This is a genomic window from Variovorax sp. FG153 (assembly GCF_057809595.1).
Window position 1 is genome coordinate 20,931 of sequence record NZ_JBMDKG010000048.1, and the last position, 18,064, is coordinate 38,994.

13 protein-coding genes are annotated in these 18,064 nt (G+C 69.8%); 6 read left to right on the plus strand and 7 right to left on the minus strand.

The window, feature by feature from the left end:
- Positions 1–29: 29 nt before the first annotated feature.
- Positions 30–833 (minus strand): SDR family NAD(P)-dependent oxidoreductase, encoded by an 804-nt coding sequence (locus ACODT0_RS34305; protein WP_057596297.1) that lies wholly within the window; start codon positions 831–833, stop codon positions 30–32.
- 213 nt (positions 834–1,046) lie between these two features.
- Here ACODT0_RS34305 and ACODT0_RS34310 point away from each other — a divergent pair, with 213 nt between their 5' ends.
- On the plus strand, positions 1,047–1,730 hold the full coding sequence (locus ACODT0_RS34310) for a TetR/AcrR family transcriptional regulator (protein WP_489043305.1): 684 nt from the start codon (positions 1,047–1,049) through the stop codon (positions 1,728–1,730).
- Between the two features lies 1 nt (position 1,731).
- Here ACODT0_RS34310 and ACODT0_RS34315 read toward each other — a convergent pair whose 3' ends face one another.
- From ACODT0_RS34315 to ACODT0_RS34330, 4 genes are all read right to left on the minus strand, one after another.
- On the minus strand, positions 1,732–2,694 hold the full coding sequence (locus ACODT0_RS34315; protein WP_093340148.1) for a LysR substrate-binding domain-containing protein: 963 nt from the start codon (positions 2,692–2,694) through the stop codon (positions 1,732–1,734).
- 92 nt (positions 2,695–2,786) lie between these two features.
- Entirely contained in the window at positions 2,787–4,409 is a 1,623-nt protein-coding gene (locus ACODT0_RS34320; protein WP_489043306.1) for a tannase/feruloyl esterase family alpha/beta hydrolase, read from the minus strand.
- Between the two features lie 35 nt (positions 4,410–4,444).
- Positions 4,445–5,860, minus strand: a complete 1,416-nt coding sequence (locus tag ACODT0_RS34325; protein WP_489043307.1) for an FAD-binding oxidoreductase — start codon at positions 5,858–5,860, stop codon at positions 4,445–4,447.
- Between the two features lie 74 nt (positions 5,861–5,934).
- Complete coding sequence (locus ACODT0_RS34330) at positions 5,935–7,251, minus strand: MFS transporter (protein ID WP_489043308.1); 1,317 nt, start codon at positions 7,249–7,251, stop codon at positions 5,935–5,937.
- A gap of 197 nt (positions 7,252–7,448) precedes the next feature.
- Between ACODT0_RS34330 and ACODT0_RS34335 the strand changes: the two genes are divergently transcribed.
- A complete protein-coding gene (locus ACODT0_RS34335; protein ID WP_479670459.1) occupies positions 7,449–8,405 on the plus strand; it encodes a TIGR03571 family LLM class oxidoreductase in 957 nt (318 codons plus the stop codon).
- A 3-nt stretch (positions 8,406–8,408) separates the two neighbouring features.
- Here the strand turns inward: ACODT0_RS34335 and ACODT0_RS34340 are convergent, their stop codons facing one another.
- Together ACODT0_RS34340 and ACODT0_RS34345 are read right to left on the minus strand one after the other, a co-directional pair.
- Positions 8,409–9,650, minus strand: a complete 1,242-nt coding sequence (locus ACODT0_RS34340; protein WP_261214358.1) for a glutamate carboxypeptidase — start codon at positions 9,648–9,650, stop codon at positions 8,409–8,411.
- 115 nt (positions 9,651–9,765) lie between these two features.
- On the minus strand, positions 9,766–10,617 hold the full coding sequence (locus ACODT0_RS34345) for an IclR family transcriptional regulator (protein ID WP_261214349.1): 852 nt from the start codon (positions 10,615–10,617) through the stop codon (positions 9,766–9,768).
- 170 nt (positions 10,618–10,787) lie between these two features.
- On the opposite strand from ACODT0_RS34345, the gene ACODT0_RS34350 reads away from it, so the two are divergent.
- The 4 genes from ACODT0_RS34350 (at position 10,788) to ACODT0_RS34365 (ending at position 18,053) form a co-directional block, all read left to right on the plus strand.
- On the plus strand, positions 10,788–11,765 hold the full coding sequence (locus ACODT0_RS34350; RefSeq protein WP_093340161.1) for a Bug family tripartite tricarboxylate transporter substrate binding protein: 978 nt from the start codon (positions 10,788–10,790) through the stop codon (positions 11,763–11,765).
- Between the two features lie 26 nt (positions 11,766–11,791).
- Complete coding sequence (locus tag ACODT0_RS34355; protein WP_261214346.1) at positions 11,792–14,149, plus strand: cytochrome P450/oxidoreductase; 2,358 nt, start codon at positions 11,792–11,794, stop codon at positions 14,147–14,149.
- Positions 14,150–14,370: 221 nt separating this feature from the next.
- Positions 14,371–16,590, plus strand: coding sequence for a type I secretion system permease/ATPase (locus ACODT0_RS34360; RefSeq protein ID WP_261214344.1), 2,220 nt, complete (start codon positions 14,371–14,373; stop codon positions 16,588–16,590).
- Complete coding sequence (locus tag ACODT0_RS34365; RefSeq protein ID WP_261214342.1) at positions 16,587–18,053, plus strand: HlyD family type I secretion periplasmic adaptor subunit; 1,467 nt, start codon at positions 16,587–16,589, stop codon at positions 18,051–18,053. Before ACODT0_RS34360 ends, ACODT0_RS34365 begins: the two co-directional genes overlap by 4 nt.
- Positions 18,054–18,064: the final 11 nt, after the last annotated feature.

Sequence of the window (18,064 nt, forward strand, 5' to 3'; positions counted from 1 at the left end):
GTGTGACTCGTTCTGTTCGCGCATGGCCTTCACATGCCCATGCCGCCGTCCACCGCGATGCCGGCGCCGGTGATGAACCGGGCCGCGTCGGAGCAGAGGAAGACCACCACGTCGGCCATGTCGCCGACCTCGCCGAGCCGGCCCAGCGGCGTCTGGCCGATCACGTCGCCGACGGCCGCTTCCACGCTGGGCGCGAGGCCCGCGGCGACGATGTCGTTCGCGAGCTTCATGCCCATGTCGGTCGGCACCAGCCCCGGGTAGATGCAGTTGACGCGCACGCCGTAGCCCAGCTTGCCGGACTCCATCGCGGCCACGCGGGTCGCGCGGTCGACCGCCGACTTGGTGGCCGAATAGCCCGCGATGGCGGGGAAGGCGATGGTCGCGGCGACCGAGGCGATGTTGACCACCGCGCCGCCCGCGCCCGCGGCGCCGCCCGGGCGCATCGCGCGGAACGCGTGCTTCATGCCCAGCAGGGTGCCGGCCACGTTCACGTCGAGCATGCGGCGCAGGTCCTCGGCCTGCACGTCGACCACCAGCGAGGTGATCTCGATGCCCGCGTTGTTGACCACGATGTCGAGCCCGCCGAGTTCCTTCACCGTGGTCTCGACGGCCGCGGCCCAGGCCGCGTCGTCGGTGACGTCGAGCGGCACGAAGCCGGCCTTCGCCCCGCCGCTCGAGAGGCGCTGGGCGGTCGCTCGCCCCACGTCGGCGAGCACGTCGCCGATCATCACCGCCGCGCCGGCCTCGGTCAGCGCCTGCGCAATGCTGGCGCCGATGCCGCGCGCGCCACCCGTCACGAGCGCCTTGCGCCCCTTCAGATCGAACTGTCCCATCGCTTGTCTCCTGTGGTCTGGTTGTGAGATGGAGCGGCCATCCTAGAAATCGTCTTGACGAGTGTCAAGAATTTCTTTGACGAGTGTCCAGATTTTTTAGAATGGGGTCCGGCACGGGCTGGAACGCCGTTCCGCACGGGCGTGCCATGCGTGCTATGGTTTGCAGATCAACGGACAACGAGAGCGGCTCGCGCATCGCGCGGCGCGGTGGAAATGACGACACGACAGCAGGAACAACCGTCGACGGCCCGGGTGCCGAAGGCCAGGGTCGACAAGTTCGAGGAGCGGCGCGCCGAGCTCGGCGAGGCCGCGCTGACCACGCTCGCCACGCTCGGCTACGCGCGCACCAGCCTGCGCGAGATCGCGCAGAACACCGAGTTCTCGCACGGCGTGCTGCACTACTACTTCACCGACAAGGTCGACCTGATCGTCTGCAGCGTGAAGCAGTACAAGGCGCGCTGCGTCAAGCGCTACGACCATGCGGTCGACAGCGCCACCACCTTCGACGAACTGACGGAGGGCTTCCTGCAGAGCCTGGCCGACACGCTGCGCGACGAGGGCCACATGCACCGCCTGTGGTACGACCTGCGCTCGCAGGCGCTGTTCGAGGCCGCCTTCCGCGACGACGTGACCGAGATCGACAAGAGTCTCGAGGCGATGATCTGGCGCATCATGGTCCGCTTCGAGGAGCTCGCGGGCGTGCCCACGGGCCTGCCGCCCGCCGCGGCCTATTCCCTGTTCGACGGCCTGTTCCAGCAGGCGCTGCTGCGCCACCTGTCGGGCGAGGCCGATGCGGCCGAGCGCATGAAGGACGACGTGCGCGCGGCGATCCTGCGCCTGTTCCCGAGGCCCGCCGAGCTCCGCAAGCCGGCGGTCGCGCGCAAGCGTCGCGCCTGACTCAGGCCTTCGTTTTCTTCGCGGCCTGCACCGCCCGCGCGCCGGCCCATTCGCCCGACGCGCACAGGCCCTGCATCACCTCGGCGATCAGCGCGCAGATGGCGCGCTTGGCATTGCCGGTCGGCAGGTGCACCGACACGCACAGCCCCAGCGTGCGGAACATCGCGCCGGAGGCGATGCGGTGCGCCGCGAGCCGCCCTTCGCTGACTTCGCGCTGCGCGAGCCCCAGCGGCATGATGGTCGGCCCGAGCCCCGCCTCGACCGCGGCCTTGAGCGTGTAGACGGAATTGATCTCGGCCGCCACGCGCGCGGCCGGCTGGCCCGCGGCCTCGAGCACCGCGTCGACCAGCCAGCGCGTGCAGTGCCCGTGCGCATTGGCGGGCCACACCAGCGGCCGCGCGGTCGCCTGTTCGATGCTCACCTCGCCCTCGGGCAGCGCATGCGGGCTCTGCGGCGATTCGAGGAACACGAAGTCTTCTTCCACCAGCGGCGTGAAGGCCACGTCCTCGGCGGGCATGGTCGGCGAGAACACGGCCACGTCGACGCGGCCGCGCGTGAGCTGGTCGGCCATGTTGCCCGTGAGCTCCTCGTTGAGGTGCAGCACCACGTCGGGATAGCGGCGCGCGGCCGCGCGCATCAGCGGCAGCGCGATCATCGGCGACACGCTCTGCGGCAGCGCCGCCACCACCGAGCCCACCACCGAGTCGGCCGCCACGTGCACCGCGGCGCGCGCGTCGCTGACCTGCTTGGTGATGCCCTGCGCGTATTCGTAGAACACCTTGCCGGCCTCGGTCATCGCCACGCCGTTGCGGCTGCGCAGCAGCAGCTGGGTGTCGAGCTCGGCCTCGAGTTCGGCCATCTGCTTGCTCAGCGCGGACTGCGCCACGTAGAGCTGCTGCGCGGCGCGCGAGAGGCTGCCGCAGTCGACGATGGCAACGAAATACTTGAACTGGCGCAGTTCCATCGGCGGGGGGTCTCCGGCCATTCGCCACAGGGTTGCGGGAACGGCCGGCCATTCTAGGCCGCGCGTTCGCGGCCCATGGGTCGGACAAGGCCTCAGTTCACGCAGTCGAAGCTCGTCGCATCCTTCGTGTCGCCCGCGCCCTTGTAGCGCGGGTACGCGGGGTACTTGCACATCGGCCGCGCGAGCGCGGTGGCGCCCGTGGCCGCGTCGAGCTTGCGTTGCACCAGGCCCTGGGCCGACGCGGGCACGCCCTGCTCGACCCAGGTCGCCATCGCCTTCAGCAGGTCGACCTTGTCGGCGCCCGGGCCGCCCGCGCAATGGCCCACGCCCGGCGCGAGGAACAGTTCGACGGTCTGGTCGGCCTTGGGCTGCCCCAGCTTGCCGACCACCTGGTCGTAGTAGCGCGAGGTGTCGCGCGCGCTCACCGAGGTGTCGTTGGTGCCGTTCCACAGGATCAGCTTCGCACCGCGCGCATGCAGCCGCTCCAGGTCGGGATCGGCCGCGCTGAACAGGCCGCCGACCACGCCCATGCGCGCGAGCCACTGGTCGGGGTTCCAGGCCAGCGTGTCGAAGGCCGGGTCCTGCGTGATGAACGAGCGCACGAAGCCGTCCGAGAACATGCCCTGGATCGAGTTGCCGCCGAGCGCCGCCTGCGGCCAGATGTACGAGCCCCAGCCATCGGCCGTGTTCTCGAGGCCGAAGTTGTAGCCCGGGTGCGACCAGGCGCCGTCCGAGGTGGCGACCGGCGAGGTGATGGTCTTCACCGTGGCGATCTGCGCGTCCGACAGGCAGGCATCGCCGGTGTCGGCGCCGCCCGCGCAGCGCAAGGGCGCAGGGTCGTAGTTGCAGGCCGCGGGCTTCGAGACGATGCCGTCGGCCACGCCGTCGAGCGCATCGCACTGCGCGAGCACCGCGTTGGCCAGCAGGGTCTGCTTGGCCGGGTTCAGCGTGTTGGCCGGCACGCGCACCTGCTTCGAGATGCGGTTGAACTGCACGAACAGGCCCATGATGTTGCCGGCCGGGGCGCGCGCCACGATGCCGTCGAAGTCGTCCGGGAAGCGCTGCGCGAGCATCAGCGCGTCGTGGCCGCCCATCGAGCAGCCCTCGAAGTAGCTGCGCGCGGGGCCGCTGCCGAAGAAGGCCGCGATCAGTTCCTTGCCCGGCGGCAGCGCGCGGTGCTCCGACTGCTGCGTGAAGTCGAGCAGCTTCGCGGGATCGGCCGCGAAGCGCGCCGCGAAGTAGCCGGCGTCGCGCACGCCGGGATAGTCGTAGCCGCCGTTGGTGCCGATCGTGGCGTAGCGCTCGCTGAAGATCGAGGCGCTGAACTGCGGATCGGCCGCGCTGGGCAGCGTGCCGTCGAAGCCACCACCGCCGATGAAGGCCAGCTTGCCGTTCCAGCCCGAGGTCGGCAGCCGCGCCTCGAAGCGCAGGCTCGAGCCCTGGAAGCTCGCGGTGAGCACGCAGTACTCGGGCTGCACGCCGGTGGCGGCGACCAGCTTCGCATCGTCGACGCGCACCGCGCCTTCGGCAACGGCGCGGCCCTTGAACGCGGGGCATTTCTCGGCCAGCGACTGCGCGGGCGGCGGCGGCGCCGGTGGCGCGCTCGCCGGCGGCACCAGCGGCACGAAGCCGGATCCACCGCCTCCGCCACCACATCCCGCGATCAACGCTGCCACCGCCATCGCGACCCATGCCTGTCTGTGCGAACGCTTCATCGTCCTGTCTCCTGTGTTGTCGTATTCGGGGGTACTCAGACCGCGGCGTGGCCCACGACCTTGCCGGGATTGAAGATGTCGTGCGGATCGAGCGCGCGCTTGATCGCGCGCATCAGCCCCACCGCCTGCGCGCCGTGCTCCTCGACCAGGTACTGCATCTTGTGCAGCCCCACGCCGTGCTCGCCGGTGGAGGTGCCGCCATGGCGCAGCGCGCGCTGCACCAGCCGGTGGCTGAAGGCCTCGGCGGCGGCGTTCTGCGCGGCATCGTCGGGGTCGACCAGCACCAGGCAATGGAAGTTGCCGTCGCCCACATGGCCGAACACCGGCGCCAGCAGCCCATGCTCGGCGATGTCGGCCTGGGTCTCGTCGATGCACTGCGCGAGCGCCGACAGCGGCACGCAGGCATCGGTCGTGAGGCTGCGGCAGCCGGCCTGGAGCTGCAGGCAGGCGAAGTAGGCGTGGTGGCGCGGCGTCCACAGCCGCGAACGCTCTTCCTGCCGCAGCGCCCACTGGAAGGCACCGCCGCCATGGCCGGCCACGATCTCGCGCACCAGCGCGGCCTGTTCGTCGATCTGCGCCTTGCTCGCGCCGAACTCGAGGAACAGCGTCGGCTGCTCGGCCAGCGTGGTGCGGCTGTGGGCATTCACGGCGCGGATGGTGAGCGCGTCCAGCATCTCGGCGCGCGCGAGCGGCACGCCGAGCTGGATCGCCTCGATCACCACGTCGACCGCCGCGCGCACCGAGGGGAAATGCACCACCGCCGCCGCATGCGCCTCGGGATGCGGATGCAGCCGCACCGTGACCTCGGTGATCAGCCCCAGCGTGCCTTCGGAACCGCAATAGAGCTGCGTGAGGTTGTAGCCGGCCGAGCTCTTGCGCGCCTGCGTCGCGGTGCGCACCACTTCGCCCTCGGCCGTCACCACCGTGAGGTTCACGAGGTTGTCGCGCATGGTGCCGTAGCGCACGGTGTTCGTGCCCGAGGCGGCGGTGGCGACCATGCCGCCGATCGAGGCGTCGGCGCCGGGGTCGACCGAGAAGAAGAAGCCGGTGTCGGCAAGCGCCGCGTTGAGCTGGCCGCGCGTCACACCGGCCTCGACCGTGGCCGTGAGGTCGCCGCCGCGGATCGCGAGCACGCGGTTCATGCGCGAGAAGTCGATGCACACGCCGCCCTGCACCGCGAGCAGATGGCCTTCGACCGACGAGCCCACGCCGAAGCCGATCACCGGCACGCGCTCTCGTGCGCAGGCGCGCACCACGAAGGCGACCTCGTCGGTGCTCTGCACGAACACCACCGCGTCGGGCGGCTGCGGCGCATAGGCCGATTCGTCGGTGCCGTGCTGCAGCAGCACGGCCTGGCTGGTCGACAGGCGCTCCTCGAAACGCCGTTGCAGGAGCGCGAGCAGTTCGGCCGAGGGCGAACGACGCGCAGGGGAGATCACGACCGCATCCATGGGGTGGGACTTTCTGTGGGGAACCGGGAACGAAGCGCCGCGGGCGAACGCCGCGGCGCGAAAAAGACGAAGACTCAGCGCCGCGCGGCGGCCGGCTTGGCCAGCAGCACCAGCACCGCGCCCCCCACCAGCAGGCCCGCGAGCATGTGCAGGCCCGCGTCGGTGCTCTGCGTCGCGTCCTTGATCAGGCCGATGAGGAAGGGCGCGCTGAAGCCCGAGAGGTTGCCGAAGGAGTTGATCAACGCGATGCCCGCGGCCGCGGCGGCACCACCGAGGAAGGCCGTCGGCATGCCCCAGAAGATCGGCAGGGTCGACATGATGCCCATGGTGGCCAGCGTGAGCCCGGCCATCGCGAGCACCGCGTTGCCGTGGAAGGCCACGCTGAGCACCAGCCCGATCGCGCCCACGATCGCGGCCAGCGCGCTGTGCCAGCGGTACTCGAGCCGGCGGTCGGCGCTGCGCGCCATCAGGTACATCGCGATCACGCCGAAGGTCCACGGGATGGCGCTCAAGAGGCCGATGTCGAGCGCGCCCTTCACGCCGATCGCCTTGATGATGCTCGGCAGCCAGAACGAGATGCCGTACAGGCCCGAGGTGTAGGCGAAGTACACCAGCGCCAGCAGCCAGACGCGGCCGTTGCCCAGCACCTCGAGGATGCGCGGCTCGGCCTTGCCCTGGTTCTCGGCCGCGATGTCGCGCGCGATCAGCTCGCGCTCGGCGGTGCTGAGCCACTGCGCGTCCTTCACGCGGTCGTCGAGGTAGCGCCACACGACCAGGCCCAGCGCCACGGTCGGCAGGCCCTGCAGCAGAAAGAGCCATTGCCAGCCGGCCCAGCCGTTCACGCCGCCCATGCCCTGCAGGATCCAGCCCGAGATCGGACCGCCGAGGATGCCCGCGAACGGGATCGCCGCGAGGAACAGCGAGGTCGCCTTGCTGCGCCGCGCGGCCGGGTACCAGTAGGTCAGGTACAGGATGATCCCGGGGAAGAAGCCCGCCTCGGCCGCGCCCAGCAGGAAGCGGATCACGTAGAAGGACATCGGCGAGCTCACGAACATCGTGGCGGCCGACAGCAGGCCCCAGGTGATCATGATCCGCGCGATCCAGCGGCGCGCGCCCACGCGGTGCAGGATCACGTTGCTCGGCACCTCGAACAGGAAGTAGCCGATGAAGAAGATGCCCGCGCCCAGGCCGTACACCGCCTCGCTGAACTGCAGGTCGCCCTGCATCTGCAGCTTGGCGAAGCCGACGTTGACGCGGTCGAGGTAGGCCACGATATAGCAGACGAAGAGCAGCGGGATGAGCCGCCAGCCGACCTTGCGGTAGACGGCATCGGCGCCGCCGTCCTCATGCGCCGCCGCTGCCCGGGGCCGTGTGATCGCGCTCGTGTTCATGGAGTGGGTGTCTCGCTGTGCTGGTGATTCGGTGCGCCGATGGTCGCGGCGGCACGCGAAGGCGCCGCAGCGGGTTTACGCGCAAGATTCATATGGATTGAAGATCGGCGCATCTCCGATCGAGATGCTCGCCATGCCCCCATGGCGCGCCGGGCGGCATGCGCATGCGATCATTTCCTTCGCCTCATCCTGCCGCCATGCCCTCCTTCAACCGCGCCTACCAGCAGACCCTCCAGGCCGGCCGACTCACGCTCGGCCTCATGACACCGATCGCGCGCCCCGACGAGGCGATGGCCGACCTCGCCGTCGAGCGCGATCTCGCGCAGCGTGCCGACGCACTGGGCTTCGCAGCGCTGTGGACGCGCGACGTGCCGGTGCTCGCGCCGCAGGGCGAGCGGATGATGCCGACGGCCCCGCTCGACGAGCCCTTCCTCTGGCTCGCCACGCTGGCCGCGGCCACGCAGCGCATCGCGCTCGGCACGGCCGCCGCGGTGCTGCCGCTGCGCCAGCCGCTGCACCTGGCCAAGGCCGCGCTGTCGCTGAACCGGCTGTCGGGCGAACGCTTCATCCTCGGGCTCGGCTCGGGCGACCGCGAGGCCGAGTTCGCGATCTTCGGCGAGGACATCGCGCGGCGCGCCGAGACCTTCCGCGAGCGCTGGACGCTGGTGCGCTCGGCCCTCTCGCCGCTGGCTGCCGAACGCGCCGCGCTGCGCGAGGCCACGGCCGGCCATGAGCTGATGGCGGCGCCGGCCGAACGCATCGGCATGGTGGTGGTGGGGTCGGCGCGGCAGTCGCTGCAATGGACCGCGTCCCATGCCGACGGCTGGGCCACCTACCACCGCGACGAGGCGCGGCAGCAGGGCCGCATCGGCCTGTGGCAGACCGCGCTGCGCGAGCGCGCGGGCGGCGAGGCCAAGCCCTTCATCCAGTCGCTGCAGCTCGAATTGCTCGAGCGTGCCGACGCGCCGGCCGAGCCGATCGAGCTGGGGCTGCGCACCGGGCGCGACGCGCTGGTGGCCTACCTCGACCGGCTGGAGGACGCGGGCGTGGCCCACGTGCTGATGAATATCGCGCGTGGACCGCGCGACGCGCGCGAGATCGTGGAAGAACTCGGGCGCGAGGTGCTGCCGCGTCTGAAGAGCGCAGCGGCCTGAACCTCAGTTCGCGCTCAACGCCATCAGCATCCGCGACAGCAGGTACAGCCGCGGCACGATGCTCTCGACCTCGGCGTACTCCTCGGGCGTGTGGATGCCGCCGCCCACGATGCCGAAGCCGTCGAGCACCGGCACGCCGACGCCGGCCACCAGGCTCGCATCGGCCGCGCCGCCGCTGCTCTCGATGGTGAGCTTCTTGCCGATCTCGGCATAGATGCCCTCGGCAGTCGCCACCAGCTTGTCGGAGGCGGGCGAACGCGGCATCGGCGGCAGGCCGCGGATCAGGCGCACCTTGACCTCGGTGTCGGGGATCAGCTTGTTCTGCGAGATGCGCTGCAGGTCCTTCTCGACGCGATCGAGCTCCTCGGGCGTGGCGGCGCGCACATCGCCGCGCGCGCTCGCGGTGGCGGGGATCACGTTGGTCGGGCCGTTGGCGGTCAGCACCGTGAAGTTGACGGTGGTCTTCTTCGCGGCATCGGCGGTCTTCGACAGCTGCAGCACCTGGTGCGCCACCTCCATCGCGGCATTGCGGCCGGCCTCGGGCGCCACGCCCGCATGCGCGGCCAGGCCCTTGACCTCGATCAGCGCGGTGGCCGAGCCCTTGCGCTCCACCACCAGGCCGTCGGCCGGGCGGCCCGGCTCGAGGTTCAGCGCCACATCGTGCTGCTTCGCCACGCGCTCGATCAGCGCGCTGGTGCCGACCGAGCCGGTCTCCTCGTTGGTGTCGATCAGGAAGGTGAGCTGGCCGTAGTCCTTGAAGCCCAGCTGCTGCAGGATCTTCAGCGCCTGCAGGCCTGCGACCACGCCGCCCTTGTTGTCCATCACGCCCGGGCCGTAGGCGCGGCCGTCCTTCACGTAGAAGGGCTTGGCGGCGGCGGTGCCGTCCTTGAACACGGTATCGATGTGGGCCAGGATCAGGATCTTCTTCTTGCCGGTGCCGGTGAAGGTCGCGACCACGTTGCTGCCCGGATGCGGCTCGGCCGGGAAGGTCTCGATGCGCGCGCCGAGCTGGCGCAGTTCGTCCACCACCAGCGTGCGGACCTTCTCGAGGCCCTCGGCATTGGTCGAGCCCGAGTCGATGTTGACCAGGCGCTCGAGCAGCTTGAGCGTCTCTTCCTTCTTCTGCGTGGCGGCGTCGAGCACGGCCTGGTTCGGCTGCTGCGCCGAGGCGGCACCCGCGAACGCGAGCGCGCAGGCCAGCGCGATGGCCGGGGTGCGAAGGAAGGGGAAGGCGAAAGTCTTCATAAGTCTTGTTGTCCGTTCTTTGACGATGGCTGGTGGCTCCGCGAGGAGGCGCGGCACTCCCTTGCGCCGCGCGGGCGCAGCCTATCGCCGGGATCGCGCGCGGGTCAAGCGCGGTTCAGCATTCCTTCGCCGCGACATGGCCCAGCACCTCGCTGGTGGCCGCCGCCTCGCGCAGCACCGCGGTCGCGATCTCGCCATCGGCCGAGGGATCGAAGCCGCCGCTCGCGCCCAGCGCGGTGATGACCGCGCACACGCGCCCCGTGAAGTCGTAGACCGGCGCCGCCACCGCGCTGATGCCGCGCAGGTAGGTGTCGCGCACCACCGCGCAGCGCAGCGCGCGCACCTCGGCGCGCAGGGCCTCGATCGGCTGCTTCGCGTCGAGCTGCGCGCGCATCTCGCGCGGCGCCGCGGCGAGCTCCTGCTCGGCCAGCTCGCGCACGCGCCGCTCGTTGAGCAGGCCGAGGAAGGCGCGGCCCGTGGCCGACCACAGCATCGACATCACCGAGCCCGCGCGCACGTTGACCGTGACCGGCAGGCCCGGCTCCTCGAAGCGCATCACGGTCGGGCCCTTGTTGCCCATCACGGCGACGAAGCAGGTGACCTCGAGCCCTTCGCGCAGCCGCACCAGCGCGGGCTCGGCCGCGCGCACCGGGTCGGACTGGCGCATCGCGGCCAGCCCGATGTTGATGGCTTCGGGGCCGAGCCGGTAGCGCTGCGAATCGACGTCCTGCGCCACCAGCCCTTCCTGCACCAGGCTCGCGAGATAGCGGTGCACCTTGGCCGGGCTCTCGCCCACGTGCGCCGCGAGGCCCGACAGGCCCGCGTTGCCGCCCATGCGCGCCAGGCCCTTGAGCACCGCCATGCCGGTCTCGGCCGACTGCACGCGCTGGCGCCGCTCGCGCGGCGCGGGCGTGGCGGGCAGCTTGGCGGCGGCGGCGGGCGCTTTCTTCTTCGGGGTGGAAGCCATGTGCTGATCGTCTCGTTCTCGAAAAAAGTGGGGGCACCCGATGGTAAGTACGGTGGCACCAGGGCTTGCCTCGCGATTTACGCTATGCGTACAATCATTACGCAAAACTCGCCGTCGCGGATTTTGACCCCGGATTGCGCTTCCCAGAACCCTAGAAACCAGGAGACACGATGAAGAAGTTCCTGGCCGGCTGCCTGCTGGCCCTCCCCGCGCTCGCCGTCACGAGCACCGCCTTCGCCCAGGCCGCTGCCTACCCCGCCAAACCCATCCGCTGGCTCGTGCCCTACGCCGCGGGCGGCGGTTCCGACTTCCTCGCGCGCACCATCGGCCAGACGCTGTCGACGCAGGCCGGCCAGCCGGTGCTGGTGGACAACAAGCCCGGCGGCAACACCGCCATCGCGGCCGCGGAGACCGCGCGCTCGGCGGCCGACGGCTACACCGTGCTGTCGGCCGACAACGGCACCATGGTGTTCAACCCCTCGCTCTACAAGTCGCTGTCGTACAGCCCCACCAAGGACCTCGCGCCGGTCACGCTGATGGGCCGCTTCCCGATGATCCTGGTGGTCAATCCGGCCAGCGGCATCGCCGACGCCAAGACCTTCATCGCCCAGGCCAAGGCCAAGCCCGGCAGCTTCTCGTACGCATCGGCCGGCGCGGGCAGCCCGCACCACCTGGCGATGGAACTGCTCAAGACCGAAGCCGGCCTGTTCATGGTGCACGTGCCCTACCGCGGCGCGGCACCGGCCCTCACCGACGTGGCCGGCGGCCAGGTGCAGGCCATGATGGTCGACCTCGCCGCGGGCGCGGGCTTCATCAAGGGCGGCAAGGTCAAGGCCATCGCCGTGGCCAACGCCACGCGGCTGCCGCAGCTGCCCGACGTGCCCACCTTCGCCGAGCTCGGCCACAAGGGCGTGGAAGCCGCCGCGCTGGTCGGCATGGTGGTGCCCGCCGCCACGCCGCCCGAGGTGGTGAACGCGCTCAACAAGCGCGTGGTCGCGGCCATCAACGAACCCACGGTGCGCAAGCGCCTCGAGGACTTCGGCGTCGAACCCGTGGGCAACACGCCCGCGCAGTTCGGCGAACTGCTGCGCAGCGAGACCGTGCGCTGGCAGAAGCTGATCCGCGACCTGAAGATCACCCTGGACTGACGCGCCGCGCGGAAGGAGCCTTCTCGATGTCCACCGTTTCCGAAGCCGCCGCCGCGCGCACCGGGGGTTGCCCCGTGGCGCACGGCGACCTGTCCGCCGAACGCTCGCCCACCGGCTGCCCGGTGAGCCGGCGCGCCGCCGACTTCGATCCCTTCGAGGACGGCTACCAGCAGGACCCGCCCGAATACGTGCGCTGGGCGCGCGAGCAGGAGCCGGTGTTCTACAGCCCGAAGCTCGGCTACTGGGTGGTCACGCGCTTCGAGGACATCAAGGCGATCTTCCGCGACAACCTCACCTTCAGCCCCTCGATCGCGCTCGAGAAGATCACGCCCACCGGTCCCGAGGCCAACGCGGTGCTCGCGAGCTACGGCTTCGCGCTCAACCGCACGCTGGTCAACGAGGACGAGCCGGCCCACATGCCGCGGCGCCGCGTGCTGATGGACCCGTTCACGCCCGAGGCGCTCAAGCACCACGAGCCGATGGTGCGCCAGCTCGCGCGCGAGTACGTCGACCGCTTCATCGACGACGGCCGCGCCGACCTGGTCGACCAGATGCTGTGGGAGGTGCCGCTGACCGTGGCCCTGCACTTCCTCGGCGTGCCCGAGGAGGACATGGACACGCTGCGCCAGTACTCGATCGCCCACACCGTCAACACCTGGGGCCGCCCCAAGCCCGAGGAGCAGGTGGCGGTGGCGCATGCGGTCGGCAACTTCTGGCAGTTCGCGGGCAAGGTGCTCGACAAGATGCGCCTGAACCCCGACGCGCCGGGCTGGATGCCCTACGGCCTGCGCAAGCAGAAGGAGCATCCCGAGGTCGTGACCGACTCCTACCTGCACTCGATGATGATGGCCGGCATCGTGGCCGCGCACGAGACCACCGCCAACGCCACGGCCAATGCGATGAAGCTGCTGCTGCAGCATCCGCAGGCCTGGCGCGATATCTGCGAGGACCCGGGCCTGATCTCGAGCGCGGTGGAGGAATGCCTGCGCCACAACGGCTCGGTCGCGGCCTGGCGCCGTCTCGCGACCAGGGACGTGCAGGTCGGCGGCATCGACATTCCCGCCGGCTCGAAGCTCCTGATCGTCACCTCCTCGGCCAACCACGACGAGGCGCATTTCGCCGATGCCGACCTGTTCGACATCCGGCGCGACAACGCCAGCGACCACCTGACCTTCGGCTACGGTTCGCACCAGTGCATGGGCAAGAACCTCGCGCGCATGGAGATGCAGATCTTCCTCGAGGAGTTCACGCGCCGCCTGCCGCACATGAAGCTGGCCGAGCAGCAGTTCAGCTACGTGCCCAACACCTCGTTCCGCGGCCCCGAGCACCTGTGGGTCGAATGGGACCCGTCCCGGAACCCCGAGCGTCGCGATGCCGCGCTGCTGCAGCAGCAGGTGCCCGTGCGCATCGGCGAGCCCTCGAAGCATGCGATCTCGCGCCAGATGGTGGTGCAGACCGTGACCCCGGTCGCCGAGGGCGTGGTGAAGCTGCGCCTCGCCACGCCCGACGGCCGCCCCGTGCCGCGCTGGACGCCGGGTTCGCACATCGACATCGAATGCGGCTCGCCCGAGCGCTCGCGCCAGTACTCGCTGTGCGGCGACCCGGCCGAGGCCGACGTGCTCGAGATCGCGGTGCTGCGCGAGGAAGAAGGCCGCGGCGGCTCGGCCTGGGTGCATGCCAACGTGCGCCCCGGCGACAAGCTCAAGGTGCGCGGCCCGCGCAACCACTTCCACCTCGACGAGAGCCGCCAGCGGCTGATCCTGATCGCCGGCGGCATCGGCATCACGCCCATCGCCGCGATGGCGCGCCGCGCCAAGGCCCTGGGCCTGGCCTACGAGATCCACTACAGCGGCCGCAGCCGCGCGCGCATGGCCTTCGTCGACGAGCTGGCGGCGCTGCATGGCGAGCGCCTGCACGTCTACGCGAAGGAGGAAGGCCGGCGCTGCGACCTCGCCGCCCTGCTCGCCACGCCGCGCGAAGGCACCCAGGTCTATGCCTGCGGCCCCGCGCGCATGCTCGACGCCCTCGAGGCCTGCTGCGCCGCCTGGCCCGAGGATTCGCTGCGCGTGGAGCACTTCGAATCGAAGCTCGGCACGCTCGATCCGTCGAAGGAGCATGCCTTCGAGGTCGAGCTCAAGGACTCGGGCATCGTCGTGCCCGTGCCCGCCGACCGCACCGTGCTCGACGCACTGCGCGCCGCCAACATCGACGTGCAGAGCGACTGCGAGGAAGGCCTGTGCGGCTCATGCGAAGTGCGCGTGCTGGCCGGCAGGGTCGACCACCGCGACGTGGTGCTGACGCGCTCGGAGCGGGAGGCGAATGGACGGATGATGACTTGCTGCTCGCGGGCTTGTGCGGGGGAGCGGTTGGTGTTGGAGCTTTGACCGAGGATCGATAGTTCTCAGGCTCTAGGACCTTGCCGACGGGCCTTTACAGGACACTTGTCAAAAGCTCCGGAGCTTTTGTCATTGAACTGTCGTTGTAGTTCGATCCATCTTCCGCTACCGTCCCCGGCACAAGAATGTGCAGGGAGTGAAAAGTGGGAGAACTGGGCCAAACGGGTGCCAGATCGGCATCGGCCGTGGACAGCGCGGCCATATCCAGCATGGAGGATGAGGTGCGATCCGAGGCATCGCCGTCTCTGGCGATGCTGTGCACGCTCGCGCGCTTCCACCAGATCGCAGCAGACCCTGCCCTGCTGGCCCACCAACTGGGCCTGGCCTCTTCGGAAGCCGTCGACACCGCAACACTGTTGCGTGCCGCCCGCCACCTGGGCCTGAAGGCCAAATCCAGCCGCAGCGGCATCGAGCGCCTGGCCCACACGCCCCTGCCCGCCCTTGCAGCACTGCGTGATCCCGACGGCAGCGAACGCTTCGTCATCCTCGCCCAGTGCGACGGCCAGCGCGTCCTGCTGCAAGACCCGGCCTCGCCAGATCCGACACGTGCAGCGCGCCCCGTCATCGAACCCCTGGAAGTCTTCGCCACCCACTGGAGCGGCGAACTCATCCTCGTCACCAGCCGCGCCAGCCTCGTGGGCGAGCTCGCCAAATTCGACTTCTCCTGGTTCATCCCCAGCCTGGTGAAGCACCGGCGCCTGCTGGGCGAGGTGCTGTTCATCTCCTTCATGCTGCAGCTGTTCGCGCTGGTCAGCCCGCTGTTCTTCCAGGTCGTGATGGACAAGGTGCTCGTGCACCGCGGCCTCACCACGCTGGACGTGCTGGTCGTGGGCCTGGTGGTGGTGGTCATCTTCGAGTCGCTGCTCAACGGCCTGCGCAGCTACGTCTTCAGTCACACCACCAGCCGCATCGACGTGGAACTGGGCGCGCGGCTGTTCCGCCACCTCGTGCAACTGCCCCTGGCCTACTTCCAGGCCCGGCGCGTGGGCGACTCCGTGGCGCGCGTGCGCGAGCTCGAGAACATCCGCAGCTTCCTCACCGGCAACGCCCTGACCGTGCTGCTGGACGTCGTGTTCTCGGTCGTCTTCGTGGCCATCATGCTGTTCTACAGCGTGCCGCTCACGCTGATCGTGCTGGTGAGCCTGCCGCTGTACTTCGGCCTGAGCCTGGCGGTGGTGCCGATCCTGCGCCGGCGCCTGGACGAGAAGTTCGCGCGCGGCGCGGAGAACCAGGCCATGCTGGTGGAGACCGTGGGCGCCATCCAGACGGTCAAGGCCACCGCGCTGGAGCCGGCCTTCGCGCGGCGCTGGGACAACCAGCTCGCCGCCTACGTCAGCGCGAGCTTCCGCACCCAGAACCTCGCGAGCTGGGCCCACGAGGGCGTGAACCTGATCGGCAAGCTGGTCAATGCCGCCACCCTCTGGTACGGCGCCCACCTCGTGATGAACAACGACGCCACCGGTGCAGGTCTCACCGTGGGCCAGTTCGTCGCCTTCAACATGTTCGCCCAGCGCGTGTCGCAGCCCATCATGCGCATGGCGCAGCTGTGGACCGACTTCCAGCAGACCGGCATCTCCATGGCCCGGCTGGGGGACATCCTCAACACCCGCACCGAGGTGCCGCCGAGCACCGCGGCCCAACTGCCCGCGCTCAAGGGCCGCGTCACGCTGGAGGGGCTGACCTTCCGCTACCGCCCCGAGGCCCCGCCCGTGCTGCACGGCGTGAGCCTGGACGTGCGCCCGGGCGAAGTCATCGGCATCGTCGGGCGCTCGGGCTCGGGCAAGAGCACGCTGACCAAGCTCGTCCAGCGGCTGTACACGCCCGAGCAGGGGCGACTGCTGGTCGACGGCATCGACATCGGCCTGATCGACGCGGCGCAGCTACGCCGGCAGGTGGGCGTGGTGCTGCAGGAGAACACCCTGTTCAACCGCAGCGTGCGCGAGAACATCGCGATCGCCGACCCGGCCGCACCGCTGGAGGCGGTGCTGCATGCGGCGCGACTGGCGGGTGCGCACGAATTCATCAGTGAGCTGCCCGAAGGCTACGACACCGTGGTGGGTGAACAGGGCGCGAGCCTGTCGGGCGGCCAGCGCCAGCGCATCGCCATCGCGCGGGCGCTGTTCACGCAACCGCGCATCCTGATCTTCGACGAGGCCACCAGCGCGCTGGATTACGAGAGCGAGGCCATCGTGCAGCGCAACATGGCGCACATCTGCAAGGGGCGCACGGTCTTCATCATCGCCCACCGCCTGAGCGCCGTGCGCCATGCCGACCGGATCATCGTGATGGAGAAGGGGCGCATCGTGGAGGGCGGCACGCACGAGGCGCTGCTGAATCGGCCCAAGGGGATCTATGCCTACCTGTGGAACATGCAGGGTGGTGGGCACATGGAGGGCAGCAAGCCCGCGGGCATGGAGGTGCCGGCATGACCTCCTCCGTCCAGCGTACCGACGCGGCAAACCAGCCGAGCGTGCGCCATCCGGTGGTCGAGCTGCTCGGGCGTTATGGCGCAGTCTTCCAGGCCGCCTGGCGCCATCGCCATGAACTGGCCGGCCCGAAGCGCCTGAGCGACGAAGCCGCCTTCCTGCCGGCGGCGCTGAGCCTGCAGGACACGCCCGTGCACCCCGCACCGAGGCGACTGGCCTTCGCGCTGATCGCACTGTTCCTGATCGCGCTGGTGTGGTCCATCGTCGGGCAGGTGGACATCGTGGCGGTGGCGCCGGGCAAGATCGTGGTGAGCGAGCGCACCAAGCTGATCCAGCCGCTGGAGGTCAGCGTGGTCAAGCGGGTGCTGGTGAAGGATGGGGACCATGTGGAAGCCGGGCAGGCTTTGGTCGAGCTCGATCCGACCAGCGCCAATGCAGACAAGACCAGCATCGACGAACAGCTGAAGTCGGCGCAGTCGGAGGTGCTAAGAACACGGGCCTTGCTGCAGGCGCTCAATGCCTCATCCCCCCGCACTCCCGAGCTGGGCACGAACCTGCCGGCGTGGAGCGAGGTGGACGTCGCCGCGGCAAAGCTCCAGCTGAGCGACGAATGGAGCGACATCACCGCCAAGCTCGCGAAGGCGGCGGCCGAGCTGCAGCGCCGCCAGGCCGAGATCGCCACCGTGCGCGAGATGGTGGCCAAGCTCGAGACCACGTTGCCGATTGCGAAGCAGAGAGAGGCCGACTTCCATCAGCTGGCCAACCAGGGCTTCATGTCCAGCCATGCGAACCAGGACCGCACGCGCGAGCGCATCGAGCTGGAGCGCGACCTCGCCACCCAGCGCGCGCGGCTGGCCGAGGCGAACGCGACGCTGCGCGAGAGCGAGAACACCAGGGCCTCCTACATCGCCGAGACCCGCAATGCACTGCGCACCAGGGAAGCCGCGGCCGAGCTCAAGCGCCAGCAGGGCACGCAGGAACTCGCCAAGGCGGGGCAACGAGAGCGCCTGACGACCTTGAAGGCGCCGGTGGCCGGCACGGTGCAGCAGCTGGTGACGCACACCGAGGGTGGCGTGGTGACCGAGGCGCAGCCGCTGATGGTGATCGTGCCGCACGACGCGCAGGTCACGGCCGAGGTGACGCTGGAGAACAAGGACATCGGCTTCGTGAGCCCGACGCAGGAAGCGCGCATCAAGCTGGAGACCTTCCCGTACACGCGTTACGGAACGGTGGATGCGACGGTGAAGACGGTGACGGCCGATGCGGTCAACGACGAGAAGCGCGGGGCGATCTTCCCGGTGACGCTGAACCTCAACGCCACCAGCATCGATGTGGATGGCAAGCCGATCAAGCTCTCTCCGGGGATGAATCTGACGGCGGAGATCAAGACGGGGAAGAGGCGGGTTATTGAGTTCCTGCTCAGTCCGGTGGAGAAAGCGACTAGCGAGAGCTTGCGGGAAAGATAGCAAAGTGAAAA

Excerpts from the sequence above, each read along its gene's own strand:
- ACODT0_RS34340 (WP_261214358.1), bottom strand. The coding sequence starts at position 9,650 with ATGAAGACTTTCGCCTTCCCCTTCCTTCGCACCCCGGCCATCGCGCTG.
- ACODT0_RS34310 (WP_489043305.1), top strand. The coding sequence starts at position 1,047 with ATGACGACACGACAGCAGGAACAACCGTCGACGGCCCGGGTGCCGAAG.
- ACODT0_RS34330 (WP_489043308.1), bottom strand. The coding sequence starts at position 7,251 with ATGAACACGAGCGCGATCACACGGCCCCGGGCAGCGGCGGCGCATGAG.
- ACODT0_RS34360 (WP_261214344.1), top strand. The coding sequence starts at position 14,371 with ATGGAGGATGAGGTGCGATCCGAGGCATCGCCGTCTCTGGCGATGCTG.
- ACODT0_RS34355 (WP_261214346.1), top strand. The coding sequence starts at position 11,792 with ATGTCCACCGTTTCCGAAGCCGCCGCCGCGCGCACCGGGGGTTGCCCC.
- ACODT0_RS34345 (WP_261214349.1), bottom strand. The coding sequence starts at position 10,617 with ATGGCTTCCACCCCGAAGAAGAAAGCGCCCGCCGCCGCCGCCAAGCTG.
- ACODT0_RS34350 (WP_093340161.1), top strand. The coding sequence starts at position 10,788 with ATGAAGAAGTTCCTGGCCGGCTGCCTGCTGGCCCTCCCCGCGCTCGCC.
- ACODT0_RS34320 (WP_489043306.1), bottom strand. The coding sequence starts at position 4,409 with ATGAAGCGTTCGCACAGACAGGCATGGGTCGCGATGGCGGTGGCAGCG.
- ACODT0_RS34315 (WP_093340148.1), bottom strand. The coding sequence starts at position 2,694 with ATGGAACTGCGCCAGTTCAAGTATTTCGTTGCCATCGTCGACTGCGGC.
- ACODT0_RS34335 (WP_479670459.1), top strand. The coding sequence starts at position 7,449 with ATGCCCTCCTTCAACCGCGCCTACCAGCAGACCCTCCAGGCCGGCCGA.
- ACODT0_RS34325 (WP_489043307.1), bottom strand. The coding sequence starts at position 5,860 with ATGGATGCGGTCGTGATCTCCCCTGCGCGTCGTTCGCCCTCGGCCGAA.
- ACODT0_RS34305 (WP_057596297.1), bottom strand. The coding sequence starts at position 833 with ATGGGACAGTTCGATCTGAAGGGGCGCAAGGCGCTCGTGACGGGTGGC.
- ACODT0_RS34365 (WP_261214342.1), top strand. The coding sequence starts at position 16,587 with ATGACCTCCTCCGTCCAGCGTACCGACGCGGCAAACCAGCCGAGCGTG.